The following is a 7,062-nucleotide window of genomic DNA, read 5'->3' on the forward strand; positions in this document are numbered from 1 at the left end:
TCCCTAACCTTTTCACTACCCTCTCACTCGCTCTACCATCACCATAGGGATTAGTAGCTTGGGACATTTTCCTGTATACCTCCTCATTATTTAGCAGCAAACTGACATGCTCCACTATACTCTTTACCCCAGTACCTACTAACATCGATGTACCGGCCTCTATACCTTCAACCCTTTCTGTCACATCTCTCATTACCAATACAGGCTTACCTAATGAAGGTGCTTCCTCCTGTATCCCTCCAGAATCAGTTAAAACTAAATAAGATTTTTTCATAAGCCACAAAAGATATGGATACTCAAGTGGATCAATTAAATGGATATTTTCAATATCTTTTAAAATTCGATTAACAGGTTCTTTTACATTAGGATTAAGGTGCACTGGATAAACTATCTCTATCTCTCTGTATCTAAAAGCCAACTCTCTTAGTGCATTGCATATATTCTCAAAACCCTCACCAAAACTTTCCCTTCTGTGGCCTGTAACCAACAATATCTTTGATTTTTGATCTTTTATTACCTTTTCAAAAAAACGATCTATTTCCCCTTTCAAAGCAACATCACTTTCTATTCTATTTACTCCCATAAACAATGCATCTATTACAGTATTACCCACAACATAGACATTGTTTCTAATCCCTTCTTTATATAAATTCTGTTTTGCTTTTTTCGTTGGTGCAAAATGAAAATCTGCCAAATGACCCACCAGAACCCTATTAATCTCTTCAGGAAAAGGGGAGTACTTATTCTGACTTCTCAGACCAGCTTCAAGATGTGCAACCTTAACCTTCTTATAAAATGCTGCCAAAGCAGCAACAAATGCCGATGTAGTATCCCCTTGAACAATTACTAATTCTGGCACAAAATCATCCAATACCCCTTCAAGTTTTTTTAGACAATCAGAGGTTATATCAAAAAGAGTTTGATTATTTTTCATCAAATTTAGATCGTAATCAGGAGTTATTTGAAAGAAATCTAACACCTGATCGAGCATCTGTCTATGTTGAGCAGTAATGCACACCTTTGTATTAAAAAGATCTGAATGTTTCTTTAGCTCCCAAAACAAAGGTGCACATTTTATAGCTTCTGGTCTTGTCCCAAAAACAAGTAAGATTTTCTTTCGCATCCTTAACTATACCTTAATTTTATCTGACCGCACTATTCATACCAGGTGGAAAATCTGCCAACAATTCAATTTTGTCCCAATTATCCTTAAACCACTCAATATTCTTATTGAAACCATCCTTAAAATCTATTATCGGCTTGTAATTTATTAATTCTTCAGCTTTACTTATAGATGCTAAGAGCCTTGGTTTAGTATCCCATTTTCTTCTCTCTTTAAAAATTAGACCAGACCTGTTTCCTGTTGTCTCAATTACAAGTTGTGCCATATCTTTAATCGAAATTTCTCTACCAGCTGCAAGGTTAAAATTCTCACCTATAGCTTTTTCATAGTATCCAGCTTTTACCAATCCCTGAACAAGATCAAGCACATAAGTAAAATCCCTCGTTTCCTCTCCAGTACCAGTAATCGGTAACGGAAACCCTTTCATTGACCAATAGATAAAGTTAGGTATTACATTCCTATACTGCCCCGGAACTTCACCAGGACCATAGGAGTTAAAAAATCTGCAGTTCACAATAGGCAGTCCATAATGATGTAGATAGAAATTACAATACATCTCACCTGTCATCTTATTGATTTGATAGGGGGTTGTTAAGTGCATTGAGATAAAATCTTCTTTTAACGGTAATTGAGGGTATGATCCATAAATTGCACAACCACTTGAAGCATATATAAATTTTTCAACTTTACCTAAACGTGCATACTCCAAAAGCTTTATCTGGCCTATAATATCTACTTCAGCCGAGATCTCAGGGTAATCCACAGAATTTTGATTAGCAAAAAATGCTGCCAAATGGAAAACAATAGATATGTCTTCTTTAAAAACTCTTTTCAAATCCACATCATTTCTCACATCTCCTAAAACAAACATAATATTGGGTAACGGTGTTACATTCCATGGGTCTTTTATCTTGATGGAAGAGAGATTATCTAAAACAACTATCTTACCTTTAGCTCCTACTAATTTCGACAATGCAATTATAAGGTTGCTCCCTATGGCACCAGCTCCCCCAGTCACTAATATATTTCTACCTTCATAGAAACTTATTAAGTCACTATCAAAATTAACTACCCCTAAGTAATCTTCAACTAACTTTACACGTTTTTCATATACATTCATAGCCTACTCCCTGTTAAAATCTCTTTATCAATTCATCAATACATTTCTCTTTGTCAAAATGTTCTCTTACATAGTCATACCCATTTCTCCCCAAGATTCCCAACTCATTTGAATAATACAGTTCCTTTGTAATTTTTACCGCCTCATCAATATCACCATACTCGCATGATAGACCACATTTAGCATTTTTTATTATCAAGTGACCATCGCTTTCTTTGTTTAAAAATGCCAAAATAGGTATACCAGCTGCCATATATCCTAAAATTTTACCCGGAACAACAGGTGTTTTATTCCTATTTGTCAAAGAAACAAGGCCCACATCCACATCTTTTACCAACTCGGGGTATTTTGCTTTTGAGACAAAATCTTTGAATATTACATTCTTTAATTTTTTTACTCTTACTTTTTCCTCTAAATATTTTCTCTCCATCCCATCGCCAACAAAAAGGAATACCAAATTGTCCAACTCTTTTAAGCTCTCTGCTAAATCCACTACAAACCCAAGCCCCTGGGATGGGCCAATAACTCCTGCAAATAAAATTATAAATTTATTTTCTAAACCGTACAGTTTTCTAAAACCCCCTGTTCTTGTCACTCCATTAAACTCATTTGTATCAACCCAGTTGTGTAAAACTATAAATTTATCTTTTAAGTCATGATGTTTCTGCTTCAAAAATTCGAGATTCCCTTCCGAGTGAACAAATACTAAATGGGCATTTTCATAAGCATCCCTTTCCATTCTTTCAAAAAATCTGATCAAAAAAGGATTTGTCAGAATCCCCAAGTCGATTGCATTTTGAGGGAAAATATCCTGAACATTAAGAATAAACTTAGCTTTATAAAATCTACTCAATTTACTGCCTAAATTAGCCAATGTTAAAGGAGGACTATATACTATAATTACATCTACTTCTTTTACATATTTTTTTATTCTCCAACTGAAAATAGATGGCATGCTTAGTTGGGATATTCCCCTGATTATGAAGTTTACCTTATGGTGGGGTAGTGTCTTAATACGTATGATTTTTATATCATTTTCCAAAGTAAACTCTGGATAAAATTTATTTTTTTCGCTCTCAGAGAGATTATACTGAGGGTATGATGTTGCAACATATATATCAAATCCTCTGTCTCTTAACCCCTCTGCCAATTCTTGCATCAAATGGGATGCTGATCTAATCTCTGGAGGATAGGAATCCGTAATTAAAAGAATTTTCATACCTTGACAATCCTTTCCTTTGATAATGCATCCCTAATCTTAAACACAGCTAACGTAGAATAAAAGATCTCTTCAAATGACATAGCAGGGTTTTCTTTGCCAGTTATCACTTTGAAAAAGTGATATAGTTCCTCTTTATAACCCATTTCCTGATTCATAGTCTTAAATCTTTTAGTTTTTCCACCTAACCATACTTGTGTCTCTTTAAAATCCTGTACAACTATAGTTTTACCTTCTGAGTAGATCTCAACTCTTTCCCTCGAAAAAGCTTTATCCCCTGATGCAGAGTAAAAAATATTACCTACAGAGCCATCTGAAAATTTTATTACAATTGTTACATTGTCATCATTTATCACTGTTTTATTATTGCCAGAAACTCTATCAGCAAAAACTGTTACAGGATAACTTTTTGTAAAATAGATCATCAAATCCACAAAATGACATATCTCTCCCACTATCCTACTACCACCTTCCTCTTCAGAGTGAACCCAATGATCACCTGGAACAAAACCAGCATTGATTCTATAATTGATCATCATCGGATCTTTTCTGCCTCTTAAATATTCAAATGCTTTGATTGCATGAGGAGAAAATCTTCTGTTATAGCCAACCAGAATAAAAGGTTTATCGCTCATATTGTTATAAACTTCATATATCTCATTTAATTCGTTTTCATCAATACAAATCGGTTTTTCTACAAAAATATGTTTATTGTTTTTCAAAGATTCAATAACCATTTTAGCGTGTAATCTATGAGGAGTTAAGATCACCACAGAATTTATCTCATGATTTTCTAATATCTCCAGATAATTAGTTGTAATGTTTAAAAAACCATATTTTTTAGCAATGTGATCGGCATTTATACCGTTTGAGGTTGATACTGTGTGTAGCATAATATCATTAACCTTAGATAATGCAGGGATCAAAAGAGCCTTACCAAAAAGCCCAGCACCAATGACACCTACAACTGGTTTTTTGCAGTAACATGTTGATGATATTTGAAAATTATGACTCAAAATATCTTTGGCTATTGGATTTTCTTCACTGTTAAGAGATATTTTTTGATCAGAAGAATTATCAGTTTCATCATACGTCAAGACTACCCCTATATAAGGGCCACCTTTGTTATTTAGCATATTCTCATAAATCTCTAATGCACCAGTTATTGGTACCCTATGGGTAATTAACGGTCTTAACAATATTTTTTTCTCTGAAACTAACCTAAGAAATTCTTCGAGATTCCTGTTTTCTGTCCATCTCACATAACCAATTGGATAATCTATCCCCTTATTTTCATACATGGGATCGAGACTACCAGCTCCACCAGCTTTGGATACTATTATCTCCACCTCTTTATGCCACATTTCATTTCTATTTGGATGGATATCTGCTACCCCCACCAAAACAACCCTACCTCTAAAACGAGCAATCTCCACTGCAAGATGAACAGGCTCATCACTTTTAGTGGCAGCAGTAATTATAACCGCATCAACTCCAAAACCGCTTGTATATTTATCAGCTATATTTTTAAAGGTCTCCACATCTGTGGTAGCTTGGTCAATACCCATCTTGTTAGCCATATCTACTTTGTTAGCATCTACATCAAAACCTATGACAACACATCCATAAGCCCTTAAAATCTGAACAGTAATAAGACCTAACAAACCCAGTCCAACAACAGCTACCCTTTCACCAAAAGTAAGGTTTGCACACCTAATACCATGCATAGCAATAATACCAAGCATACCAAACGAAGCCTCTTCAAAGCTAACATTATCAGGGATTCTACAGCATAGGTTTTCAGGAACAGTGATATACTCAGCATGGGAAGCATAACCAGCACCAATACAAGCAACCCTGTCACCGGGTGAAAATTTATGTATATTTCTACCAACCTCCACAACAACCCCAGAAGAGCTATACCCCAAAGGTGTAGGATTATCAAGCCTACCCAATGCTTCCTGGAAGGTTTTCAGAAAACCTTCTTTCTTAGCTTTATCCAAAAACCTTTTTACCAGATCTGGGCGAGCCTTTGCCTTGCCAAGCAATGACTTCTTACCCAACTCTATTATCGATTTTTCAGTACCTATACTAACAAGTGATGTTACATTTTTTATAAGTATAGCACCAGCACCACAATTAGGAGATGGAACATCTACAAGTTCTATTTGGCCTGTCCGATAGTTTTGGATAAGCTGTTTCACTTTTTCACCTCATGTTTATACCAGTTTACTGTTCTTTCTATAGCAATATTTATATCATATGGTAATTTTCCGTTGCAAACATCTACAATAGGTGATAAATCAAATACATATTCTGTTGTGATATTATTAAGTCGGAAACTTGTCAATGGGACATTTACCCACCCTAATAATTTTAAGATATCTCCGATCTTAGCCAATAACTTTGCCAGAACAATTGGCATTTTTTTAATCTTAGGAGCTCCTAACTTTTCTCTAACCATTTCTGCAAAATTATACAAGTCAATCGGTTCAGGATCACCAACATAGAAAGTTTTTTGATGAACTTTCTCAGTTGGAGCAAGTAAGATGCAATGTATCTCATGAGCAATGTTTTCCACATATCCCATTGATCTTTTATAATGTCCATGTCCAATATGCATATACCATCCCTGTGATACAGCCTGAAAAAAATTTATGTAAGGCTCAACCATCCATGGCCCCCATACCGAAATTGGACGAATTATAGTCCATTCAAAAGGTAAATTTAGCCAACTGCGAACAATTTTTTCCCCTTCCACTTTACTTTGTCCATAGGCTGTTGTAGGTAAATAATCTGTATCGTGTTTGGGCATGTATCCCATTTTACAAACAAGCAGTGATGATGTAAAAACAACCCTTTTGACGGTCTGATACTGTCTGTTCAATACTATCAAAGCATTTATAAGGTTTACAACTCCCTGCATATTTGGAGCAAACTCATTTATATCCGTTATAGAATGTGCACCAGTCTTAGCAGCTAAATGAACTACATAATCCGGCTTAAACTCTAAAATAATTTTCTCCAATCTTTCATAATCCATTATGTCACAATGTTTATAAAATTTAGCATGCTCCTTTTTATAAGGTTCTTTAATGTCAATATTTAAAACCTCACAGCCCCTCTCCAGAGCATAATCAACATAATTAGTGCCAATAAAACCTGAACCACCGGTGATGATAACACGCATTTTATCTCCTCAAAATTTTTTCTTTAATAAACTTTCTCAACAACATTACATTTCTCTCTTTAGAAAACTCATAGGGAAGTAAATTACTTCTTTTCATTTTAAATTTTTCTTTATTTAGTAAAACATATTTTAAATTTTCTTTTAATTCGTCGTCAGAATTAAATAATAGTCCATTTTCGCCAACTTTTATCAGTTCAAAATGACCTGGAATATTGCTTAAACTACAAAACTTTCCAAAGAATAGTGCTTCCATAACTGACCTCGACACGCCTTCTGATAAACTTGCAGAAATATATACATCTGCATTATTTAAATAAATCCACGGATTCTCTTGAAACCCTAAAAAAAACACTTTATCATCAATTTTAGCATTTTTACAAAAACTCATAAGATTTTCTTTCTCTTCGCCA

General features: G+C 34.6%; 6 protein-coding genes. All 6 read right to left on the bottom strand.

The annotated features are described in order from the left end of the window. Nucleotides 1–1,123 (bottom strand): UDP-N-acetylglucosamine 2-epimerase (non-hydrolyzing) (wecB, locus tag N3C60_08760; GenBank protein ID MCX8084995.1); only part of this gene is annotated, 1,123 nt, incomplete at its 3' end. Nucleotides 1,124–1,142: 19 nt separating this feature from the next. Further along, entirely contained in the window at nucleotides 1,143–2,243 is a 1,101-nt protein-coding gene (locus N3C60_08765; GenBank protein MCX8084996.1) for an NAD-dependent epimerase/dehydratase family protein, read from the bottom strand. 13 nt (nucleotides 2,244–2,256) lie between these two features. Then, complete coding sequence (locus N3C60_08770) at nucleotides 2,257–3,462, bottom strand: glycosyltransferase family 4 protein (GenBank protein ID MCX8084997.1); 1,206 nt, start codon at nucleotides 3,460–3,462, stop codon at nucleotides 2,257–2,259. Beyond that, on the bottom strand, nucleotides 3,459–5,666 hold the full coding sequence (locus N3C60_08775; protein MCX8084998.1) for a bi-domain-containing oxidoreductase: 2,208 nt from the start codon (nucleotides 5,664–5,666) through the stop codon (nucleotides 3,459–3,461). Before N3C60_08775 ends, N3C60_08770 begins: the two co-directional genes overlap by 4 nt. After that, nucleotides 5,663–6,652, bottom strand: coding sequence for an NAD(P)-dependent oxidoreductase (locus tag N3C60_08780; GenBank protein MCX8084999.1), 990 nt, complete (start codon nucleotides 6,650–6,652; stop codon nucleotides 5,663–5,665). The genes N3C60_08775 and N3C60_08780 overlap by 4 nt, the downstream gene beginning before the upstream one ends. A 1-nt stretch (nucleotide 6,653) precedes the next feature. Further along, a partial coding sequence (locus N3C60_08785; GenBank protein MCX8085000.1) for a glycosyltransferase occupies nucleotides 6,654–7,062 on the bottom strand: 409 nt, incomplete at its 5' end.

Origin of the sequence: Calditerrivibrio sp., assembly GCA_026415135.1 — a bacterium.
GTDB lineage: Bacteria > Chrysiogenota > Deferribacteres > Deferribacterales > Calditerrivibrionaceae > Calditerrivibrio.

Coding starts and splice junctions, on each gene's coding strand:
- N3C60_08780 (MCX8084999.1), bottom strand. CDS start 6,652: ATGCGTGTTATCATCACCGGTGGTTCAGGTTTTATTGGCACTAATTAT.
- N3C60_08770 (MCX8084997.1), bottom strand. CDS start 3,462: ATGAAAATTCTTTTAATTACGGATTCCTATCCTCCAGAGATTAGATCA.
- N3C60_08765 (MCX8084996.1), bottom strand. CDS start 2,243: ATGAATGTATATGAAAAACGTGTAAAGTTAGTTGAAGATTACTTAGGG.